Origin of the sequence: Sandaracinus amylolyticus, assembly GCF_021631985.1 — a bacterium.
GTDB lineage: Bacteria > Myxococcota_A > Polyangia > Polyangiales > Sandaracinaceae > Sandaracinus > Sandaracinus amylolyticus_A.
In genome coordinates, this window is record NZ_CP070225.1 from 4513468 (window position 1) to 4533362 (window position 19895).

The following is a 19895-nucleotide window of genomic DNA, read 5'->3' on the forward strand; positions in this document are numbered from 1 at the left end:
ATCGTGCGGACCACGATCACGATCACGATCACCACGGCCCTCGCGGGGCTCGCGCGCCGGACGCTCCACCCAGCCCTCGGGCTTCGGCAGCAGCGCCTTGCGCGACAGGCGCACGCGGCCCGTCTGATCGATGTCGGTGACCTGCACCTCGATCTCGTCGCCGAGGTTCATCACGTCCTCGGTCTTCTCGACGCGCTCCCACGCGAAGTCCGAGATGTGACAGAGGCCGTCGGTGCCCGGCATGATCTCGAGGAACGCGCCGTAGGGCTCCACGCGCTTCACGATGCCCTTGTAGGTCTTGCCGACCTCGGGCTCCGTCGTCAGGCCGCGGATCATCTCGAGCGCCTTCTCGGCCGCCTTCGGATCCGCCGACGCCACGTGCACCGTGCCGTCGTCCTCGATGTCGACCTGCGCGCCCGTCGCCTCGACGATGCCCTTGATCGTCTTGCCGCCGGGGCCGATCACGAGACGGATCTGGTCGGGCTTGACCTTGATCGTCGTGATGCGCGGCGCGTACTTGCTGAGCTCCGGGCGCGCCGCGGGCATCGCCTCGAGCATCTTGTCGAGGATGTGCAGGCGCGCGTCCTTCGCCTGCGCGAGCGCCTGCTCCATGATCTGCCGGCTGAGGCCGGAGATCTTGATGTCCATCTGGATGCCGGTGACGCCGCGCTTGGTGCCACAGACCTTGAAGTCCATGTCGCCGAGGTGGTCCTCGTCACCGAGGATGTCCGTGAGCACCGCGTAGCGATCGCCCTCGGCGATCAGACCCATCGCGACGCCCGCGACCGGCGCCTTGATCGGCACGCCCGCGTCCATCAGCGAGAGCGTCCCGCCGCACACCGTCGCCATCGAGCTCGAGCCGTTCGACTCGGTGATCTCGCTGACGATGCGGATCGTGTAGGGGAACTCTTCCTTGCCCGGGACCATCTTCGCGAGCGAGCGCTCAGCGAGGTTGCCGTGGCCGATCTCGCGACGGCCGGGGCCGCGCATCGGCTTCACCTCACCGACGGAGTACGCCGGGAAGTTGTAGTGCAGCAGGAAGCGCTTCCAGGTGTTGCCCTCGAGCGCGTCGATGCGCTGCTCGTCGCTCGTGGTGCCGAGCGTCGTGGTGACGATGCCCTGGGTCTCGCCACGCGTGAACAGCGTCGAGCCGTGCACCCGCGGGAGCAGGCCCATCTCGATCGAGATCGGACGCACGGTCGTGAAGTCACGCCCGTCGACGCGGCGCTTGTCCGTGAGGACCTGCTCGCGCATCGAGACGTACTTCAGATCCTCGTACGCCTCCTTGATCTCCTTCTCCTTCTCGGCGCCGAGCTCGGGAAGGAGCGCCGCGACCACGTCCTTCTTCACCTTCTTGAAGAGGTCGTAGCGCTGGTGCTTGACCGGCGTGTTGATCGCCTTCTTCATGCCCTCGCTCGCGACCTGCGCGACGCGATCGGCGAGGCCCGGCGTCTTCGCGGGCGGGGTGAACGCCCACTTCGTCGAGCCCGCCGCTTCGCGCATCTGCTCGATGAGCTGGATCGCGGGCTGGATCGCGTTCTTGCCGAACCAGAGCGCCTCGACGAGGTCGCTCTCGCTCATCTCGTCGGCCTCGCCCTCGACCATCACGATCGCGTCCTTGCTGGCCGCGACGACGAGCTCGCAGTCGCTGCGCTCCTGCTCGGCGTAGGTCGGGTTCGCGACCCACTTGCCGTCGACGCGCCCGACGCGGAGGCCGCCGATCGGGCCCGCCCACGGAATCGCCGACATGTGCAGCGCGGCGCTCGCACCGAGCATCGCGAGCACGTCGGTCGGGTTCTCCTGATCGAACGAGAGCACGGTCGCGATGACCTGCACCTCGTTGCGATAGCCGTCGGGGAAGAGCGGACGACAGGGGCGATCGATCAGGCGCGAGACGAGGATCTCGGCATCGCGCAGGCGACCCTCGCGCTTGAAGAAGCCGCCCGGGATCTTGCCCGCGGCGAACGTCTTCTCGACGTACTCGACGCTGAGCGGGAGGAAGTCGATGCCGGGGCGCGGCTCGGTGGTGCCGCAGACCGTCACGAGGACGATCGACTCACCACACGTGACGAGGCAGGAGCCGTGCGCCTGCTTCGCGATGCGGCCGGTCTCCAGCGTGATGACGCGGTCGCCGACCTTGACGTTCTCTCGGATGAACTGGGACATGAAGAGACACTCCTCGAGCGATGCCGGTGTCGCGGCGCGGAGGGGTGCTCGGTCCTCGGTTCCAGGCCTCGAACGAGATCACGACGAGGGGTGTCGTCGTGCTCGAGGGCTCGAATCGAAGTCCGAACGCTGTCCCTTCTCTCGCGGACGCGCGCCGGCGTTGGGGTTGGTGGTTGGAACGTGCTGAAGATGGGCGCGGAGACGGAAACGAAAAAGCGGATCCCTTCACCGCAATCTGCGGTGCCGGGACCCGCTCTCTCGCTACGCGCTCCAACGACCCAGGATCACTTACGGATGCCGAGCGCGCCGATCACCTTGCGGTAACGGTCGACGCTCTCGCGGCGCAAGTAGTCGAGCAGACGGCGGCGCTGGCTGACGAGCTGCAGGAGACCACGACGCGAGTGGTGGTCCTTCGCGTGCGTCTTGAAGTGCTCGGTGAGGTACTGGATGCGCTCGGTGAGCAGCGCGATCTGCACCTCGGGCGAGCCGGTGTCGCCCTCGTGCGTGCGGAACTGCTCGATGATCTGCGTCTTGCGCTCGGGGTTCAGAGCCATGCGGAAATCTCGGGAAAACGGGCCAAAAACGAGCGGCCCGGGAACGTCCTGGGCCCTGAAAGTCGGCGGAGTATGCGGGCCACCCCCCTGGGCGTCAAGCACGGGTCCGCGGGCGGGTGGAACCCTGGCGTGAGCACTGGAAAGTGTCAGACTCGCCGTCGCCTTCGGTGGGAAGAAGGGGAGGATTATGCGGAAACGGCTCGGTTTCTTGGCGTGTGCGATCGTTGCTTTGGCGGGGTGTGGCGGCGACGACGACGACGGGATGATGATGGATCCGGACGCGGGCCCTCCGCCTCCGGCGCTCACCGGCGATCTTTCTTGCGTCGGCACGCGCACTGCGCCGACCGGCGGCGCGGCGTCGACGTTCACCGGGCACGTCTACGACTTCCAGAGCGGTGAGGCGAGCAGCGTCGGTGGCGTCGCCGTCGACTACTTCCCCGACAACGTCGTGTCCGAGGCCTGCGCGGGAACCTGCGTCACGAACACGCCCGGCGCCGATGGCAACGTCGCGGGCCTGACGGGCATGGAAGGCGCGTGGTTCGCGTACCGCGTCGCGGCCGGCACCGGCAGCGGCGGCAGCGTCCCGGTCCTGACCGTCGGCTACAACCGCCAGGTCCCCGCGACCGGCGGCACGGCGCAGCTCCCGAGCGTGTCGAGCATGACGATCGGGTTCATCCCGTCGCTCTACCGCCGCATGCGCCTCCCGGGCACGGCGATCGTGTCGGGCAGCTTCACGGACTGCGCGGGCGCGCCGGTCGGCAACGCGGTGGTCCGCGTGTTCCGCGGCAGCACCGAGATCGCGCCGGGCGCGAACCCGACCGACTTCTTCGCCGGCTACTTCGGCAACACCCGCCTGCCGGATGCGACGCGCACCACGACGAACCCGATGAACGGTCTGTTCGCGGCGGCGAACGCCGAGGCGACCACGGATCCGATCCGCGTCGAGCTCTGGGGCAGCCGCACCGAGGGTGCCGCGGCGGAGCGCGTGGCCTGCGAGGAGATCCAGGTCTTCGCGGACGGCGTCACGATCGTGACCCTCGGCCCGCTGCGCAACGACTACGCCGCGGGCTCGCCCTGCGCGGAGTGATCGCAGCGCACGCGTGAGCGTCGAACGAGGCCGGCGTCGGAGACGACGCCGGCCTCTTCGTTTCCGTCGGGTCTATGATGGGCACCGTGCTCGTTCTCGATCTCGAGCGAGAGCTCTCGGTGCCGCCGGCGGTCGCGTTCGCGCTGGTGTCGGAGCCCGATCGCATGAACCGCTGGTCCGAGGCGCGCGTCGAGCGCGTGCTGGGCGGCGATGCCGGACATCCGGGCGGGACCGGCGCGCTCCGGCGGGTGCGGCCGCGGATGATGGGTCGCGAGGTGGTGCTCGAAGAAGTGATCGAGCGCGCCGAGGCGCCGGGGCTGCTCGTATATCGCGTGCTCGCGGGCGGCGGCGTGAAGCAGCACCGCGGGACGATCACGATCACCCCGAGCGCGCGCGGATCGCGGGTGCACTGGCGGGTCGAGGCGACGCTCGCGGCCCTGCCGCTCGAGTGGGCGGCGCGCGCGGCGCTGCGCCCTTCGCTGGAGCGCAGCCTCGACGCGATGGCGCGCGTCGCGACGGAGATGGACGATCACGTCGAGGTCACGCTGCCCCCGCTGCGATCGCTCGACGAGCTCGCGGAGTCGCGCGCCCTGCTGCGCGAGGCCGAGGCGTGTATGGAGTCGCAGCGCGCCTACGCCGACATGCTGCTCGAGCGCGACGACGATCGCGGGTGGTTCGCGCGGGTGTACGAGCACGTCACCGAGGGCCAGCTGATCGCGTGCGCCGCGGGGCGCTTCGATCATCCGGCGTGGGTGCTGCGGCTCGTGATCGCGTTCCACGGGCTCTGGGAGGAGAACCTCGCGATCCGGCTCGGGGAGCGCAGCGGAGACGTCGAGGCGCACTGGGTCAAGGCGCATCGGCGCGCCGAGACCGCGGCGCGCGACGACGCGACGGTGTTCGTGCGCGCGATGCGATCGATCCACGCGGGGATGCGCGCGCACATCGAGGACGATCTGCCGCGCGCGATCGCGAAGGTGCACCTGTCGAGCTACGCGGGGCGCGCCGATCTCGCGCGGTTCCGCGCCGACTACCTGCGCATGGGCGACATCTTCCTCGAGGCCTCGGCGAAGATCCGCGAGGTGCTGCCGCGCGAGGCGTGGACGCCGAGAGAACGCGTGCTCGACGTGCTCACGCCCGACGCGATGCGCGGGGCGCTCATCGAGAAGCGCTACTACCCGATCGCGCGCCGCAGGCGCGAGGCGTTCGAGCGCGCGGTCGGGCTGGTGCGCGTGCTCGGGTAGTCGATCAATCTTGGTTGGTCGACCAATCAACTCCGTCGAACATCGCGCGCTCGTCCATCAGCGGCGTCGGATCCTGGGCGCTGTCGCGCGGATGCAGCAGGCGGAAGTAGACGGTCTCGCGGGTTCGTAGCGCGAGGTTGTCGGACGCGCCGTGCGCGAGGAGATGATGCGCGAGCACGACGTCGCCGGGCTCGACCTCGATCTGGCGCGGCGGGCCGACCTCTTCGGCGCGGATGCGATCGAGCAGGGCCTCGGCGCCGTGCGTCGCGAGGAACGCGGGCGCGTCGAGCGCGCGCAGCATCCGCGCGAAGTGGCGATGGGAGCCGGGCCACACGACGAAGTTGCCGCGATCGGGACCGCGAAGCGGGGTGAGATACACGCCGCAGAGCAGCGTGTGTCGGTGCACGGTGCCGCGCGGGACGTTGTTGAGCGCGGTGGGAAAGCCGTCGAGGTGGAACCCGTGGCGTGCGTCGATGCGCGCGCGCTCCGGGAAGCGCAGCGCGATCTGACCGCTCTTCGCGCGCGGTGCTTCGGGGACGCCGAAGAGCGCGGCGATCGCGGGGTACGCGGGCTCGAGCAGTCCGACGATCTCGGGGTCGCGGGTGATCGAGGGGCAGAACGTGCTCGCGAGGAAGCGCGGCAGCTCGCCGATCGACTCGTCGCGCTCGAGCGCCTCGGCGATGCGATCGCGCGCGGCTCGGACGCGCTCGGCGGGGACGCAGGCGCGCAACACGATGTAGCCATCGCGCGCGAACGCGGTCCGCTGCTCGTCGGTGATCACTCGCGCACCAGCGTGTCGGCCTCGGTGTCGAGGCGCAGCACGATCTCGCGCAGCGCGTCGGCGCCCTCGCGCATGCCGAGCCGCGAGCGGATGTACGCGTCGCTGTTGGTGAGCACGATGATGCTCACGCCGTCGTCGCCGACGTAGAGCAGCGTCGCGCCGCCGTTCGTCGCGCCGGAGTGGTGCATGTACGCGCGGCCGCGGATCGTCTCGATCTCCCACGCGAGCGCGCGATCGCCGGCGATCTCGGGGAAGGGGACGCGGCGCATCTCGGTCGCGAGCTCCGCGCTCAGCACGCGCGTGCCGTCGATCTCGAGGCCGCGTGACACCGCGCGGGCGTAGCGCGCCATGTGCGCGATCGACGCGCGCATCGAGCTCGCCGGATAGAACGCGTAGCCGCCGTGTTGGAGCGCGGTGAAGCCGCGTCGCTCGCTCCACGCGTACGGCGTCGCGATCAGCGAGACGTCGACGTCGGCGAGGAACCAGCCCGCGCCGTCGAGCCCGAACGGATCGAGCAGGCGCGCGTCGCTGCGCGCGCGGAAGTCCTGCTGGGTGATCGCCTCGACGAGCGCGCCGAGCACGGCGAAGCCGGCGTTGGTGTACTCGTATCGAGTGCCGGGGCGCGTGCTCCAGTGATCGGCGACGGCGACGTAGTCGCGCACGAAGTCGGAGAGCGCGATGTCGGGATCGGTGCCTGCGGTCGACGCCATGCCGAGCACGGTGAGCTGATCGCGGAGGCCCGACGTGTGCGTGAGCAGCATGCGCGCGGTGACGGGCACGTCGGGGAACGCGGGGTTGCGCACCGCGTACGGGAGGTCGTCGTCGAGCGGCGCATCGAGATCGAGGAGGCCGTCCTCGACGAGCTGCACCACGAGGATCCCGGTGAACGTCTTCGAGATCGACGCGAGCACGAAGAGCGTGTCCTCGGCGACGGGAATGCCCTCGCTCGCTTCACCGCGCAGCAGCGTGAGCGCAGTGCCGTCGCGCGTGGTGATCGCAGCAGCGAGGCCGCGGATGCCGCCGGCGCGCATGTGCCAGTCGACGAAGCCCTCGAGATCGGCGGGCGGCGGGCCGCCGTCGAAGGGCGTCGCGTCGATCGCGGGCGGCGTGATCGCGTCGGTCGGGACCGATGCGTCGACCGACGCGAGACCGAGGTCGCCACAGGCCGCGAGCGAGAGCGCGAGGAGCGCGACGTACGGCAGGCGCATGCGAGCACGAGGATAACGCGTTCACGCGCGTGCTCGCGCGGGGCCCGCTCGAACGGAGGGGAGCGGGCTACCAGCCCTCGTTGCCGGTGCCGCGCTCGATCGTGAATTGCCCGGCGGGGCCCTCGTGCAGGAGTCCCCCGGCGGACGCGTCGCGCACCACGACCTCGCTCAGCGAGAGGCGGCCGCGCGCATCGCCGCGCACGTGGATGCCGTGGCGCGCGGGCGAGCTGATCGTGACGCGCGACATCGATGCCTGCGCGATGCGGCTCGCGTCGGCGCCCCACGACTGCAGGTCGAGCCCGAAGTAGCTGGGATCCTCGATGTCGATGTCCTCGACGACGATCTGGTTCAGATCGACCTGGAACGAGAAGAGCTTGAGCGCGCCGTGCTCTTGTCCGAACGAGACGCCGCCCGCGCGCAGCAGCGTGTTGCGCGCGACGCGGGTGGTGCCGCCGAACGCGTGCTGCGGATACGGGCCGCCGACCTGGATGCCGGGGAACGTCAGCGTGTCGGTGCAGACGTTGTCCTCGATGCGGTTGTCCGCGCCGCCGTAGATCGCGAAACAGTTGGCGCGCCACGGGAGCTGCGCGGTGTTGCGATGGAACACGTTGTTCGTCGCGACGGCGCCCGGCGCGGTGTAGGCCCACACCGCGAGCGAGTCGTCGCCGGTGTAGCGGAGGTGCGTGTTCACGACCTCGGAGTTGCTGGTGCCGTTGCAGAAGTTGACGCCGTCTGCGTAGGTGTTGCGAATGCGGCAGTCGGAGATGACGAGGCCATTCGTCGGACCATTCGGAGGGCTGTCGAGCCCGACCCAATAACCGACCTCGACGTGCTCGATCCAGATGCGATCGAGCCGTGAGCCGGTGCCGGCGCTGCCGTTGAATCCATTGCTGCGCTTCTGTCCGTCGCGAACGCGGGTGTCGCCGAAGAGCGCGAAGTCGGAGAAGACGCAGTCGTTGCCCGCGCAGTAGAAGCGCGCGCCCGAGCCGTGGATCGTGGAGTGCCACATGCCGGCGCCGCGGATCGTGTTGCGGTCGGTGAAGAAGCCCATGTCCCGCGCGGGCGCGTACGAGGTCTCGAACGTGCCCGCGGGGATCCACACGCCGCGCGACTCGGCGCGGCCGCGGTCGAGGCACGTCTGGATCGCGTTGCCGTCGTCGGTCGCGTCGTTCGGGGTCGCGCCGCAGTCGTCGACGATGGAGAGGAATCCGTCGGGGCGCGGGAGCGGATCGGGAGCGAGCTCGAGATCGACGAGATCGATGACGTAGTAGTCGGCGGCGTTGTCGGCATCCATCTGGATGCGCACCGTCGCGCCCGCGGGGATGTCGCCGATCAGCGCGCGCGACTCGTCGTAGAAGTGGAACGGAGTGCCGCGCGCAGGGTCGTCGGTGGGGTGATTGGGCCCGCCGTTGAGCCATGAATTCAGATCGTAGAACCACGCATATCGCGACGTGACGGGCAGTCGGTGGCGAAGGGTGCCATTCACGTAGACGTTGATCGTGGAGTCGATTCCACCGCCGCCGGGCGCGTCGGGGATCGAATATCGGACGACGATCGAATTCGCGCGGCGTGCAGCGGTGAGCTCGACGTAGTCGCCGGGGTCGTCGAGACGGACTGCGCGCCTGCCGGAGGACTCGGCCTCGACGGTGCCGACCTCGCGGCGATCCTCGAGCACCGTCGCGTTCGTGCGGCCCGCCTCCGCTTCGTACTCGTCCCAGGGCACCGTCGCGCCGCGATCCGCGGGCGGGACCACCGGGCCGCCGCCGTCGGGATCGAGCGGCGTGCCGCCGTCGGTGTCGTCGGGCGTGCTCGCGTCGTCGTCGATCGGCGCCGGGCCTCCGTCGGTGCCGGGCGGGACGGTGCGTCCGCCGTCGACACGCGGCCCGACGAGACCGCCGGCGTCGGTGCGCTCGACGTCGCCGATGTTTCCTGGAGCGCACGCGATCGAGGTCCCGAGCAGCGCGAGCACGAGCAGGTGGCGCATCGGCGCGGCCATTTGCAAGGGCGCGTCCAACCCGTGCAGCCGCAAGGATCCACGAAAATCGCGCGGTGCGGAGCGTGCGCCGCGCATGCGGAGCGCTCCGCGCTCCACACGTTGGAGCCCAGAGGCCTCAGCCCGCGATCGGGATCAGATCGCGGAGCAGGCGCGCACGCTCGCGCGCGAGTGGGATGCGCGGCTTCTCGGGATGGCTGAGCGTGAGCTCGAACGTGCCCGCGCCGCTCGGCTCCATCGCGGCGATGCGATCGAGGCGCACGAGGAAGCCGCGGTGCGATCGGAAGAACACTCCGTCGGGCAGGCGCTGCTCGAGCGCGGAGAGCGTGAGATCGAGCGCGTAGCGATCGTTCTCGGTCACTGCCCAGACGAGCTCGTCCTTCACTTCGAACCACACGACGTCGTGGATGTCGACGACGACGTACGCGCCGCGACGGCGCACCGCGAGGCGCGTGAGCGTCGCGCCCTCGCGCGGCGGTGGCTCGCTGGGGCTCGGACCTTCGGCGATGCGCGCGCGCACCCGATCGATCGCCTTGCGCACGCGGTCGAGGCGCGCCGGCTTGAGGAGGTAGTCGACGACGCCGACCTCGAAGCCGCGCAGCGCGCCGTCGTCGTGCGCCGAGACCATCACGATCGCGGTGCTGGGACGACGCGCGATCACCGCCTCGGCGAGCGCGAGCCCGTCGGGGCCGGGCATGCGGAGATCCGCGAACACCACGTCGGGCGCGTGCTCGCTCAGGAGCGCGAGCGCCTTCGCGCTGCTCTCGGCCTGCGCGACGACCTCGACACCGCCGATCTGCTCGAGCGTGAACACGAGCTCGTCGCGGGCGAGCGGCTCGTCGTCGACCACCAGTGCGCGGATCGTCGTGCTCATGACGCATTCGCCCTTTCCTCGATCGATGCGAGCACCCGAGACCCGCTGGACGTAGTCTGCGCTTCGAGCGGCAATCTCACGCACGCGCGCGCGCCGGTCGCACCGACGTCGAGATCGATCGCGGCGCGATCGCCGAAGAGACGGCCGAGGCGCTCGCGCAGCGTCGCCAGCGCGATGCCGCTGCCCTTCTCGTTGGCGGGCACGGGGTCGCCCTCGCACGCGTCCTCGACCTCGATGACGAGCGAGTCGCCGTCCTCGTGGGCGCCGATGCGGATCGTGCCCGCTCCGCTGCGTCGCGCGACCCCGTGACGCACCGCGTTCTCGACGAGCGGCTGGAGCAGGAGCGCGGGCACACGATGGGCGCGGAGCGAGGTGGGCACGTCGATGTCGATGCGCACGCGGCCTTCGCCGAGGCGCGCGCGCTCGATCGCGAGGTACGCGCTCGCGTGATCGACCTCGGCCGAGAGCGGCGCGTCGTCGGGGTGCGAGAGCAGGTAGCGATAGAGATCGGCGAGATCGCTGACGAGCTCGCGGGCGGCCTCGGGATCGCGGCGGATGGTCGCGCGGATCGCGGTGAGCGCGTTGAAGAGGAAGTGCGGCTCGAGGCGGCGGCGCAGCGCTTCGAGCGCGGCCTTGTCGGCGGCGGCGCGCGCGTGAGCGAGCGCGACGCCGCGCTCCTCGCGCGAGATCACGAGGCGCGCGACCATGACGAAGAGCGTGACGCCCGCGCCGTTGACGACGAGCTTCACGAGGTGCGCGGGCCACGCGGGCAGATATCGCTCGGCGTAGCCGAAGGCGACGAGGCCGACGCCGACCACGAAGAGGTGCACGCCCTGCACGGCGATCGCGGTGAAGAAGACGCGCGGGCCCTCGACCCACTCGGGCCTGCGCTCGGCGACGACACCCGCGAGCACTCCGTCGACGACCGACGCGATCAGCACGTAGGGAGCCGTCTGGGGGTCGACCTGGAACGCGTAGAAGAGACCGCCACCGAGGCCCGCGAGCAGACCTGCTTTCCAGCCACCGAGGATCGCGGCGATCAGGATGCCGATCGCGCGCACGTTGATGTCCTCGCCCGCGACGTGGAGCCCGAGCGTCGCGCCCCACACCGAGAGCCCGAAGCCGAGGCCGACCGCGGCGAGCTTGTCGACGCGACGGCCGACGCCGAGCAGTCGATTGCGCAGCGGCGGGAAGAGAACGGCCACCAGCGCGGCGGCCGCGAGGAGCCCCATCTTCTCCGCGAGCTCGACGAGCAGCGTCGGCGGCGTCATTCGGAGAAGAGCGTAGCAGCGGGCCGGGGCAGCGAGCCCGCCGTTCGGGCAGCTCGGGAGACCGTTCGCGCGGTGATGCGACGCGGCGCGCACCGCGCCACTCGATCAGAAGCCGCAGGTGCGGCCGCGGTTCTGCTCCTCGAGGTACTGCATCAGGGGGCGGTAATACTCGAGCATCGGCTCCGCGGTGAGCTCGCGGCCGGTGTGCTCGACGAGGACTTCCTGCCAGTCGCGGCTCGCGCCGGGCGACATCACTGCGCGGAGGAAATCGCCGACCTCGCGACGACCGTAGTAGTTACAGGCGCGCGGGTCCTGCTGGAGGATGTTCCGGCAGATGTGATCGTGGAGCTGATAGAGCACCACGTTCGCGAGCGCGTAGTCGTAGTACTGTCCGGGATCGTCGTTGATGTGCGTCTTGGTGCAGGCGTCGCAGCCCTCGGCGGGGCGCTCGCTCGGCGGCGCGATGCCCTGGAAGCGCGCGACGTGCTCCCACCAGCGGCGGTTGATCTCCTCGGGCGGCAGCTCGCCGGCGTAGAGATCGCGCTCGAAGTGGCTCATCACGCCCGCCGACCACGGCAGGAACGTGATCGGGCCGGTGAGCGCCGAGTCGAGCAGCCAGCGCATCTCGTCGATCTCCTGCCCTTCGGGCAAGAGACCGATCTCGCGCAGATAGGGCTCTTGCGACGCGGCGAGCGAGATCAGATCGCCGATTCCCTCGTGGTAGCTGCGATTGGCACCCTCGCGTAGCAGATAAGGCACCTCGGGGCGCGAATACGAGATGTAGTAATAGATGTGCCCGAGCTCGTGGTGCGTCGTCGTGAACCACTCCCACGTCGGCTCGACGCTCATCAGCGAGCGCACGTCGCTCTGCAGATCGACGTGCCACGCGCTCGCGTGCGCGTTCTTCCGACGGGTCTCGCCCTCCGGCACCGGATAGAGATCGCTCTGCTCCCAGAACGACTGCGGCAGGCTCGGGAAGCCCATCGAGACGTAGAAGCGCTCGGCCTGCTGCACGACCCACTCGGGCTCGCGCGACGACACCAGCGAGTCCATGTCGACGCCCTCGACCAGGCCGGGCCAGCTCTGGCCCCATCGATTGCCGAGCCAGTGCGCGGGAATCAGCGTCGGGACCTCGCTCTGGCCGTATCGCTGCGCGAGCTCGTGGCGCGCCCAGCACTGGAGCTGCACGTAGAGCGGGCGCACTTCCTCCACGAGGCGGTCGAGCAGCGCCATCATCTGCTCGGTCGTGAGCGAGTAGTTGTCGACCTGGAACGCGAAGAAGTCGCGATATCCCATCTCGCGCGCGACGCCGTTGCGCAGCCCGCGCAATTCGACGAGACCGTCGCGGAGAACGGCGCCGACTTCCTTGCTCGACTGCCACGCTCGAAGGCGCTCCTCGAGATTGGTGGACGTCTGCAGCACACGATCGAGATCGTTCGTCGTGACCGGCTGCGTGCAGGTGTCGCCCTCGCGCGCGAGGCAGAACTGGAATCCGTCGAGCCGCGCGCTCTGCTGCGCCTCGGCGGCGACGCGCGCACGCGCGAGATCGGGACGCGTCTGGGGCGCGGACGCTGCGAGATAGAGCATCTGCCGCAGCTGGCGCACGGTCAGCGGATCGAGCTGGTCCTGCTGCTCGAGCAGTGCGCGCGCGCGGCGGATGACCTCGGCGTTGCCCGCGAACGCGGCGAACGCCGTGTCCGCGCCGGTGCGCTGGCCCGTGTGCTCCTCGGAGACGTCGGTCGCCGCGACCCACGCGGCGCGCGCCGACTCGGTGTAGAGCGCGACGTAGATCGGATCGTAGAGCGCGAGCAGCTCGTCGGCCTGCGCCTGGGGCGAGAGGTCGGCCGCGCTGCGTGGGGCGGGGGCGCTGCCGGCGCACGCGACGCTCGCGAGCGCCGCGATCACTGCGAAGAATCGTGAACGCATGGCGCGCGAACTTGCCAACGCAGGATGGTGAAGACAAGCACTGCGGGATTTTCTGCCACGGGGTGTGAGAGATGCCGCGCGACGTGCTCGACGAGTCGAAGATCCATCCTGCAGTCCGCGAGAAGATCGCGACGCATCACCGCGACATCGTCGACGAGGTGAAGGCCGCCGTCGCGAAGCACGACGTGGTGGTGGTCGGGATGTCGCAGAACCCGAACCCGCGGCGCGCGCGTGCGCTGCTCAAGAAGCTCGGGATCGAGCACGAGTACCTCGGCTACGGCAGCTATCTCTCGCTCTGGCGCCGCCGCAACGCGCTGAAGATGTGGACCGGCTGGCCCACGTTCCCGATGGTGTTCGTGAAGGGCACGCTCGTCGGCGGGGCCGACGATCTCGAGAAGCTCGCGGAGAGCGGCGAGCTCGCGAAGATGCTCGGGCGCTGAAGAGCCCGGACGCTCTCGTGCGAGCCCTGCGCTGAACACAGCGCTGAACACTGGTATGGTGTTCAGTCCATGTCCGCTCCGTCGTTCCATCCTGCGGTCCAGCGTTGGTTCGAGCGCGCGCTGGGCGCACCGACACCGCCGCAGCGCGAGGGCTGGGCCCACGTCGCGGCGGGGCGGCACGTCCTGATCGCAGCGCCCACTGGCTCGGGCAAGACGCTCGCCGCGTTCCTCGCGACGATCGACGCGCTCGTGCGCGAGTCGCGCGAGCACGCGCTGCCCGACGAGACGCGCGTGCTCTACGTCTCGCCGCTCAAGGCGCTGAGCCACGACATCGAGGTGAACCTGCGCGCGCCGCTCGAGGGCATCGACGCGGCGCTCGCGGAGCTCGGCGAAGGCGGACACGGGATCCGCGTCGGACTGCGCACCGGCGACACGCCCGCGAAGGAGCGCGCGAAGGCGAGCAAGCGCCCGCCGCACGTGTTCGTCACGACGCCCGAGTCGCTCGGGATCCTGCTCACGAGCGCGAGCGGGCGGCGGATGCTGAGCACGGTGCGCACCGTGATCGTCGACGAGATCCACGCCGTGGTCGGGAGCAAGCGCGGCGCGCACCTCGCGCTCTCGCTCGAGCGGCTCGTCGATCTGATCGGGGGACGGCTGCAGCGCGTGGGGCTCTCTGCGACGCAGAAGCCGATCGAAGAGGTCGCGCGCTTCCTCGTGGGCACGGCGGGCGTGTCGAGCGAGGGCGTGCCCGACTGCGCGATCGTCGACGTCGGTCACGCGCGCACGATCGATCTCGCGCTCGAGATGCCGGACTCGCCGCTCGAGGCGGTGATGGCGAACGACGTGTGGGGCGAGATCCACGCGCGCCTCGCGTCGCTGGTGCAGGCGCATCGCACGACGATCGTGTTCGTGCCGCAGCGTCGATTGTGCGAGCGGCTCGCGCGCGCGCTCGGGGAGATCCTGGGCGAGGACATGGTCGCGGCGCACCACGGATCGATGTCGCGCGAGATGCGGCACGAGGCCGAGCACAAGCTGAAGCACGGCGAGGTGCGCTGCGTGATCGCGACGAGCTCGCTCGAGCTCGGCATCGACGTGGGGCACGTCGATCTCGTGTGTCAGATCGGATCGCCGCGCGCGATCGCGGCGCTCCTGCAGCGCGTGGGGCGCAGCGGGCACTTCCTCGGCGGCGTGCCGAAGGGACGTCTCTTCCCGACGAGCCGCGACGATCTGGTCGAGTCGCTCGCGCTGCTCGATGCGATCGCGCGCGGAGAGCTCGACGCGGTGTGCGTGCCCGACGCACCGCTCGACGTGCTCGCGCAGCAGATCATCGCGGAGGTCGCGGGACGCGACGACGCGACCTCGATCGACGGGCTCTTCGAGACGACGCGGCGCGCATGGCCGTACCGCGCGATCGAGCGCGCATCGTTCGACGCGATCGTGAGCACGTTGGGCGATGCGTTCGGGGTGCGTCGCGGCCGGCGCGGCGCGAGCGTGCACGTCGATCTCGCGACGAACGTGCTGCGCCCGCGGCGCGGCGCGCGGCTGCTCGCGACGAGCTCGGGCGGCGCGATCCCCGACAACCAGAGCTACGACGTGGTGCTCGAGCCCGAGGGCACGAAGCTCGGCAACATCCACGAGGACTTCGCGGTCGAGAGCATGCCGGGCGACATCTTCCAGCTCGGCACCGCGAGCTGGAAGATCGTGCGCGTGCAGCCCGGCGTGGTGCGCGTCGCCGACGCGAAGGGCCAGCCGCCCACCCTGCCCTTCTGGTTCGGCGAGGGACCGGCGCGCACGCGCGAGCTCTCGACGTCGGTGACCCGTCTGGTCGGCGAGATCGATCGCGAGCTCGCGGCGAACGGACCGGCGCACGCGATCGATCGACTGCGCGCGAAGCTCGCGATCGCGCACGAGCCGGCGCGACAGGCGATCGAGTACCTCGACGAGGCGCGCGCCGCGCTCGGCGTGCTGCCCGACGGACGCACCGTGGTCGCAGAGCGTTTCTTCGACGAGGCCGCGAACACGCATCTCGTGCTTCACACGCGCTTCGGTGCGCGCGTGAACCGCGCGTGGGGCCTCGCGCTGCGCAAGGCGTTCTGCCGCAGCTTCGACTTCGAGCTCCAGGCGGCCGCGACCGACGACGCGATCGTGCTCTCGCTCGGACCGACCCACAGCTTCCCGCTCGACGAGGTGTTCGGGTTCCTCAAGAGCGGGCGCGCGGCGCACATGCTGACGCAGGCGGTGCTCGACGCGCCGCTCTTCGGGACGCGATGGCGCTGGGCCGCGACGATCTCGCTCGCAGTGCCGCGCAGCCGCGGCGGCAAGAAGAGCCCGCCGGCGCGACAGCGCATCGATGCCGAGGATCTGCTGAGCGTCGTGTTCCCCGATGCGCAGGCGTGCTTCGAGAACATCCAGGGCGAGCGCGAGGTGCCGGATCATCCGCTGGTGCACCAAGCGCTTCGCGACTGCCTCGAGGACGCGATGGACGTGCACGGCCTCGTCGACGTGCTGGCGCGGATCGAGCGCGGCGAGATCACGTGCATCGCGCGCGATCTGCCGCAGCCGTCCGCGCTCGCAGCGGAGATCCTCGGTGCGCGGCCGTGGGCGTACCTCGACGACGCGCCGCTCGAGGAGCGACGCACGCAAGCGGTGATGATGCGTCGCCTCGACGATCGCGCGCGGCTGCGCGATCTCGCGGCGCTCGATCCCGACGCGATCGCGCGGGTGCGCGAGGAAGCGTGGCCCGATCCGCGCGACGCGGACGAGCTGCACGACGCGCTCGGCACGCTCGGTTGGATGCGCGACGAGGAGATCGCGCGCGTCGATCGTGATGGATCGTGGCGCGCGTCGCTGGCGCGTGAAGGACGCGTGACGCGCCTCGCGCTCGGGGTATGGGTCGCGGCGGAGCGGCTCGCGGAGTTCCGCGCGATCCACGCGAACGCGCTGTGGTCGCCGGCGATCGCGATCCCGAGCGCGCACGCGTCGCGCACGATCGAGCGCGAGCACGCGCTGCGCGAGCTGGTGCGGAGCCGGCTCGAGGGCGTGGGGCCGGTGCGCGCATCGGTGCTCGCGGCCGACCTCGCGGTGAGCGAGGGCGACGTCGACGGCGCGCTGCACGCGCTCGAGGCCGAGGGCTTCGTGATGCGCGGGAGGTTCGAGACGCAAGACGCGCTCGAGTGGTGCGAGCGTCGCCTGCTCGCGCGCATCCATCGCGCGACGGTCGAGACGCTGCGGCGCGCGATCGAGCCGGTGACGACCGCGGACTATCTCCGCTTCCTCTTCGAGTGGCAGCACGTCGCGCCGGGATCGCGGCTCTCGGGCGACGATGCGGTGCACACGATCGTGCAGCAGCTCGAGGGGTTCGAGGCGCCCGCGGGGGCGTGGGAGGAAGAGCTCCTCGCGTCGCGGGCGATCGGCGAGGTCGGGCGCTCGCTCGATGCGCTGTGTCTCTCGGGTCGTGTCGCGTGGGCGCGCGGAGGAGCTCCGACGCTCGATCAGGATCGGGTGCCCGCGCCGGTGCGCGCGACGCGCGTGGTGCTGCTCGATCGTGGTCGGCTCGAGACGTGGGCCGCGGTGCGCCCGGCGTGGCCCTCGTTGCCCGAGGCATCACGCGCGGCGCGCGAGATCGAGCGCGTGCTCGATGCGCGCGGTGCGTCGTTCTTCCACGAGCTCGAGCGCGCGACGGGGCTCGATCGCGGCGCGGTGGAGGCCGGCCTCGCAGAGCTGGTCGCGCGGGGCGCAGTGAGCTCGGACGCGTGGAGCGGCCTGCGCGCGCTGATCGCGCCCCAGGCCGAGCGCGGCATCGAGAGCGTGACGACGGCGCGGCGCCGAGGGCCTTCGCTCTCCGCGATGGAGTCGGCCGGCCGATGGTCGCTGGTGCGCACCGCGGGCGCGCGCGACGGAGAGCGCGTCGACGAGCACGCGGTCGAAGAAGTCGCGCGCGTGCTGCTCGCGCGCTGGGGCGTGATCGTGCGGCGAGTGCTGGAGCGCGAGGGCATGGCGCCGCCGTGGCGCGAGCTGGTGCGGGTGCTGCGCCGGCTCGAGGCGCGCGGCGAGATCCGCGGAGGACGCTTCGTCGCAGGCCAGAGCGGCGAGCAGTTCGCGCTGCCCGAGGCACTGGAGAAGCTGCGCGAGGTGCGGCGCAAGCCGGGGCGCGGCGACGCGATCACGATCAGCGCGATCGATCCGCTCAACCTCGTGGGCATCCTCACGCCGGGCGCGCGCGTCCCCGCGATCGCGTCGCATCGCATCGTGTGGTGCGACGGAGTGCCGTTCGCGGTGCGTGATGGACAAGGCGTGCGCGCGATGGCCGAGGGGGCGGCATGAGCGATCCGATCGACGGCGCGTCGCACGTCCCGCTCGGCGAGGGCCTCGTGGTCCGACGGTTGCGTATGCAACCGTCGGACATCGTGCGGCTGCGCGGGATCCTCGCGGGCTACGACGGGCTGGCGAGCGCGCATGGAGATCGCACCGGCGTGGTGGTGCTGGTGACGACGACGGATCGCGAGGCCGAGCTCGACGAATGGCTCGAGGACGTCGCGCGCGAGATCGACCTCGAGATCCTCTAGGCCGGTGGGATCCGCGCGATCCGGTAGTAGCCGAGCGGCCCGTCCTCGATCGTGCGCGCGTGACGCTCGAGCACGCCGGACGGCAGGGGCGTGACGTGGAACGCCTCTAGCCAGGCGCGCAGCGCCGGCGCGAGCGGGCCGCGCAATCCACGCAGATCGCCGAAGTCGACGACCACGATCTCACCGCGCGGCGAGACCATCTCGCGCGCGTTCTCGATCGCGCGCTCGACGTCCTGGACCATCGAGAGCGTGTACGAGACGAGCACGCGATCGGGCGGTGCACCGAGGAGCTCGCGGTACTCGGCGTCCTCGGCGAAGCCCTCTTCGAAGATCGCCCACGGACAGCGAGCGCGCGCGCGCTCGAGCATGGCGCTCGAGGCCTCGATGCCTCCGTAGAGCGCGACGGGGCGCTCGGCGTGCAGCTTGCGCAGGTTGCGGCCGGTGCCGGGCCCGATCTCGACGAGCCTGTTCCACGGCTCGCGCAGGAGCTGGTCGATCACCCGGTCGCGACCGAGCAGGTAGTAGCGGCGCGTGACGTCGTACACGTCGCGCGCCCAGCCGTAGTACGCGTCGAGGAAGCGCTTGTGGTCGTCGCGCGAGACCGGCGAGACGATCTCCATCAGTGCGCCACCTGGTAGAAGCGCACCGCGCGGTACTGGCGAGAGCGATCGGCCTGCGTCGCGTGCTCGGTGCGGTCGCGCAGCGGGACGAACCGACGCTCGTACCCGAGGCGCGTCGCCATGCACTCGTCCTCGACCGAGCGGTACAGCACGATCGCGCCGTCCTCGCTGGTCCGGAGGATCTCGTCGAGCAGCTGGCGCTGCGTGCGCTCCGGCATCCAGTCGGGCGCGTCGCAGAGCGTGTAGTGCGTGTAGGAGCGCTGCGGCGAGCGCTCGAGCACGTCGAAGAGGTTCGCGCGGTGGTAGCGCACCTCGGTGCTCGCCTCGATCGAGCGCGCGTGACGATCGGGCCGCAGGTAGGGCGGCACCGCGTCGGTGGTGCGCTCGTGATCGAAGTGCCCCGCGATCGCCCACCAGATGAACCAGTTCGTCGCGACGTCGGTGCGCGCGAGGCGACGCAGGTGATCGAGCACGAACGCCGCGAGATCGGGCGAGTCCTCGGTCGCGAGGATGCGATCGCGCTGCGAGAAGTTGATGCCGAGCGCGACGAGCTGCGCGGGCGACGAGAAGTACGCGCGCGCGAGCGGGCTCAGCAGCACCGGCGCGATGTGATCGTCGACCGCGGCGACGCGCTCGTCGGGAGACAGGCGCATCGCCCAGCGCAGCCAGTCGGCGTCGAGCCCGGTGAAGCGCCGGAACGCGCCGAGCATCACGGCGGTGAGGCCCTCGCGGTACACGCTGCGGTCGAAGCGGCCGTGGTGGCGCGACCAGTAGCGCTGCATCCACGAGGGCATCGTGCGCGCGAGCTGCGCGATCGTGCGCTCGGGATCGGGCTGCCACCCGCGCCCGCAGAGATCGTAGAAGCGCGAGTACGATCGCATCGTCTTCGCCGCGGTGCACTTCAGCGCGGTGAGCGCGAGGTGGTGCGGGTTGATGTCGACGGCATCGATCGACCGCGGATCGCGGCTCAACATGCCCGCGACGCCGCAGCCCGCACCGGTGATCGAGAGCACGCGCGAGCGCTCGTCGATCCCGAGGTGCGTCTCGTCGACCTCCGCGTCCTCGAACAGGATGTTGTAGACGAACAGGCGCTGGAACGTGTGCTCGAAGGCGACGTCGCGGAGCTGCATCGGCCCCTCCTCTCTCTCGACCTCGCATGGCTATCGCGC

Annotated in this window: 14 protein-coding genes and 1 pseudogene; 5 read left to right on the top strand and 10 right to left on the bottom strand. The window is 70.7% G+C overall.

Annotation, left to right across the window (positions count from 1 at the left end; genetic code table 11):
• Positions 1 to 81: 81 nt before the first annotated feature.
• Both pnp and rpsO read right to left on the bottom strand, forming a co-directional pair.
• A pseudogene (pnp, locus tag I5071_RS19065) lies at positions 82 to 2166 on the bottom strand (polyribonucleotide nucleotidyltransferase); the annotation flags it as partial.
• 284 nt (positions 2167 to 2450) lie between these two features.
• Entirely contained in the window at positions 2451 to 2720 is a 270-nt protein-coding gene (gene rpsO / locus I5071_RS19070) for a 30S ribosomal protein S15 (RefSeq protein ID WP_236606902.1), read from the bottom strand.
• Positions 2721 to 2982: 262 nt separating this feature from the next.
• Between rpsO and I5071_RS19075 the strand changes: the two genes are divergently transcribed.
• Positions 2983 to 3807: a hypothetical protein gene (locus I5071_RS19075; RefSeq protein ID WP_236606903.1), complete on the top strand. Its 825-nt coding sequence runs from the start codon at positions 2983 to 2985 to the stop codon at positions 3805 to 3807.
• Between the two features lie 86 nt (positions 3808 to 3893).
• Positions 3894 to 5048: a DUF5995 family protein gene (locus I5071_RS19080; protein ID WP_236606904.1), complete on the top strand. Its 1155-nt coding sequence runs from the start codon at positions 3894 to 3896 to the stop codon at positions 5046 to 5048.
• Positions 5049 to 5052: 4 nt separating this feature from the next.
• On the opposite strand, the gene I5071_RS19085 is transcribed toward I5071_RS19080, so the two are convergent.
• The 6 genes from I5071_RS19085 to I5071_RS19110 all read right to left on the bottom strand — a co-directional run bounded on the left by I5071_RS19085 (position 5053) and on the right by I5071_RS19110 (position 13101).
• Complete coding sequence (locus I5071_RS19085; RefSeq protein ID WP_236606905.1) at positions 5053 to 5829, bottom strand: phytanoyl-CoA dioxygenase family protein; 777 nt, start codon at positions 5827 to 5829, stop codon at positions 5053 to 5055.
• Positions 5826 to 7037, bottom strand: coding sequence for a serine hydrolase domain-containing protein (locus I5071_RS19090; protein WP_236606906.1), 1212 nt, complete (start codon positions 7035 to 7037; stop codon positions 5826 to 5828). The genes I5071_RS19085 and I5071_RS19090 overlap by 4 nt, the downstream gene beginning before the upstream one ends.
• A gap of 67 nt (positions 7038 to 7104) precedes the next feature.
• On the bottom strand, positions 7105 to 9021 hold the full coding sequence (locus tag I5071_RS19095; RefSeq protein ID WP_236606907.1) for a glycosyl hydrolase family 28-related protein: 1917 nt from the start codon (positions 9019 to 9021) through the stop codon (positions 7105 to 7107).
• A 127-nt stretch (positions 9022 to 9148) separates the two neighbouring features.
• Positions 9149 to 9904, bottom strand: coding sequence for a LytR/AlgR family response regulator transcription factor (locus I5071_RS19100; protein WP_236606908.1), 756 nt, complete (start codon positions 9902 to 9904; stop codon positions 9149 to 9151).
• Complete coding sequence (locus I5071_RS19105; protein ID WP_236606909.1) at positions 9901 to 11175, bottom strand: sensor histidine kinase; 1275 nt, start codon at positions 11173 to 11175, stop codon at positions 9901 to 9903. The genes I5071_RS19100 and I5071_RS19105 overlap by 4 nt, the downstream gene beginning before the upstream one ends.
• A gap of 105 nt (positions 11176 to 11280) precedes the next feature.
• A complete protein-coding gene (locus I5071_RS19110) occupies positions 11281 to 13101 on the bottom strand; it encodes a M2 family metallopeptidase (RefSeq protein ID WP_236606910.1) in 1821 nt (606 codons plus the stop codon).
• A 71-nt stretch (positions 13102 to 13172) separates the two neighbouring features.
• Between I5071_RS19110 and I5071_RS19115 the strand changes: the two genes are divergently transcribed.
• The 3 genes from I5071_RS19115 to I5071_RS19125 all read left to right on the top strand — a co-directional run bounded on the left by I5071_RS19115 (position 13173) and on the right by I5071_RS19125 (position 18106).
• A complete protein-coding gene (locus I5071_RS19115) occupies positions 13173 to 13541 on the top strand; it encodes a glutaredoxin domain-containing protein (RefSeq protein WP_236606911.1) in 369 nt (122 codons plus the stop codon).
• Between the two features lie 69 nt (positions 13542 to 13610).
• Positions 13611 to 17864 carry a DEAD/DEAH box helicase gene (locus tag I5071_RS19120; protein ID WP_236606912.1) on the top strand — a complete coding sequence of 1418 codons (4254 nt, stop codon included), beginning with the start codon at positions 13611 to 13613 and terminating at the stop codon, positions 17862 to 17864.
• Entirely contained in the window at positions 17861 to 18106 is a 246-nt protein-coding gene (locus tag I5071_RS19125; RefSeq protein WP_236606913.1) for a DUF4911 domain-containing protein, read from the top strand. Before I5071_RS19120 ends, I5071_RS19125 begins: the two co-directional genes overlap by 4 nt.
• On the opposite strand, the gene I5071_RS19130 is transcribed toward I5071_RS19125, so the two are convergent.
• Both I5071_RS19130 and I5071_RS19135 read right to left on the bottom strand, forming a co-directional pair.
• Positions 18103 to 18726, bottom strand: a complete 624-nt coding sequence (locus tag I5071_RS19130; RefSeq protein WP_236606914.1) for a class I SAM-dependent methyltransferase — start codon at positions 18724 to 18726, stop codon at positions 18103 to 18105. The genes I5071_RS19125 and I5071_RS19130 overlap by 4 nt on opposite strands.
• Complete coding sequence (locus I5071_RS19135) at positions 18726 to 19856, bottom strand: DUF3419 family protein (RefSeq protein ID WP_236606915.1); 1131 nt, start codon at positions 19854 to 19856, stop codon at positions 18726 to 18728. The genes I5071_RS19130 and I5071_RS19135 overlap by 1 nt, the downstream gene beginning before the upstream one ends.
• Positions 19857 to 19895: the final 39 nt, after the last annotated feature.